At 61.1% G+C, this 1,616-nt stretch carries 3 protein-coding genes; 2 read left to right on the top strand and 1 reads right to left on the bottom strand.

Annotated features, from left to right (window positions below; genetic code table 11):
• Nucleotides 1–133: 133 nt before the first annotated feature.
• Both EN984_RS33885 and EN984_RS33880 read left to right on the top strand, forming a co-directional pair.
• Entirely contained in the window at nucleotides 134–691 is a 558-nt protein-coding gene (locus EN984_RS33885) for an OmpA family protein (RefSeq protein WP_127271734.1), read from the top strand.
• 156 nt (nucleotides 692–847) lie between these two features.
• Nucleotides 848–1,315 carry a DUF1203 domain-containing protein gene (locus EN984_RS33880; RefSeq protein WP_127273685.1) on the top strand — a complete coding sequence of 156 codons (468 nt, stop codon included), beginning with the start codon at nucleotides 848–850 and terminating at the stop codon, nucleotides 1,313–1,315.
• A gap of 8 nt (nucleotides 1,316–1,323) precedes the next feature.
• Here EN984_RS33880 and EN984_RS38405 read toward each other — a convergent pair.
• The coding region (locus EN984_RS38405; RefSeq protein WP_206517549.1) for a hypothetical protein at nucleotides 1,324–1,616 on the bottom strand (293 nt) is incomplete at its 5' end.

The raw sequence follows: 1,616 nt of genomic DNA, 5'->3' as shown, positions 1-1,616 counted from the left end.
GCGTCATGCGGCCCTAGACTAGCCGGAAGCTGACACGGGTTCGAATCTGAACCCGCCGTTCATCGGCCCTTCAGGCTGTTTTTGGCATGTTGCCGGCACCATCAATGCGGCCAAGGCCGAAGGAGACGAAGATATGCTGACCCGCCGTACACTTGCCGCCGCGCTGATCGCGGCAATTGCCATGCCAAGCCTCGCCGCAGCCCAGGCGACAACGCCTTCGGCCGCGACGATCGAGCGGAAGCTCGAGGCGGCGCCGCGGGTGAAATTGCGGCCGAACGAGCGCGTCACCATCCGCGAATTCAAGCGGCGCCCGGATTTGCGCCGCATGGCCCGCTCGATCGATATCCAGTCGATCAACTTCGCCTTCGGTTCGGCGGCTATTGCCAACTCGCAATACGACAAGATCGAGACCATTGCCGACGCGCTGCGGCGCATCCTGCGCCGCGATCGCGGCGCCCGCGTGCTGATCGAGGGCCACACCGACGCCGTCGGCTCCTTCCAGTCGAATCAGGCTCTGTCCGAACAGCGCGCCGCTTCGCTCAAGCGCACATTGGTGCGCGAATTCGGCGTGCCGGGTCATGCTCTCGAGACAGTCGGCTATGGCGAAGAGTTTTTGCTGGTGCAGACGCAGAACGAAAACTGGCAGAATCGCCGGGTGACACTGCGCCGCTTCGACGATTTCATCCGTTGAGCCGCAGCTCTGAATTTTAGTTAGACGGCGCTTTCGACGGGACTTGATGAGAGCCGGTCGCCGACGGGCGACCGGCTCTTCGATATCTGGCAGGAATCGGGTGGGCGGCGAGAGTTCAAAGGGATAATTTCCGGTAGACCACACCGGAGATTTTCCATGACCATCCAGTTCAAAGCTTTGCCGACCGAAGGTGTCAGGACGCTGCAGCGCGGCGGGATCGATGCTTATGGCCAAATGCCCGAGCGAAAGATCTCCGACGGTGACGGCATGCCTTGCCGGCATTGCTTGAAGAACATCGCCGCCGGCGACGCCTATCTTGTTCTGGCGTACCGGCCATTCCCGCAGCTTCAGCCCTATGCTGAAACGGGGCCGATCTTCCTGCATGGCGAGGAATGCGACCGCGCTGCCGAGAGCGAGGCGCTGCCCGAGATTCTCGAAAGCCCCGACTACATCGTGCGCGGCTATGGCAGGGATGATCGCATCGTCTACGGCAGCGGCGGCGTCATCCCGACCACGGCAATTGCTGCACGGGCCGAGACGCTGTTCGAACGCGACGAGATCGCCTACGTCCATGTCCGTTCGGCGCGCAACAATTGCTACCAGTGCCGCATCGAGCGCGCTTGAGGCTGAGATTAGCCGCTGGAAACAGTTGTCGTACTCCCGTCGCATATTCGCGATAGAAAGCTATTGTCGATCGATTTGCCGACCGCGGATGAACCGGCGGTAAATCTCGACATCGAGGAAGCGGGGCTTTGGCTCCGCTTTTTTGTTGCCTGCGTTTGGCGCGGAAAGATTCGAGCAATAAAAAAAAGCCCGCCGGCATGGCCGACGGGCTGCAACTGTTTGGCTGGAGGGCCTTTTAGTTGAACTTGTACTTCGCGCCGAGACGCACGGGGTGGACAGAGGAGTTCGAGGTAAGGGTGTC

This window comes from Mesorhizobium sp. M7A.F.Ca.CA.004.12.1.1, from assembly GCF_003997835.1.
In the GTDB taxonomy this organism is placed as follows: Bacteria; Pseudomonadota; Alphaproteobacteria; order Rhizobiales; family Rhizobiaceae; genus Mesorhizobium.
This window is presented reverse-complemented; position numbering and strand designations above follow the sequence as displayed.

Excerpts from the sequence above, each read along its gene's own strand:
- EN984_RS33885 (WP_127271734.1), top strand. The coding sequence starts at position 134 with ATGCTGACCCGCCGTACACTTGCCGCCGCGCTGATCGCGGCAATTGCC.
- EN984_RS33880 (WP_127273685.1), top strand. The coding sequence starts at position 848 with ATGACCATCCAGTTCAAAGCTTTGCCGACCGAAGGTGTCAGGACGCTG.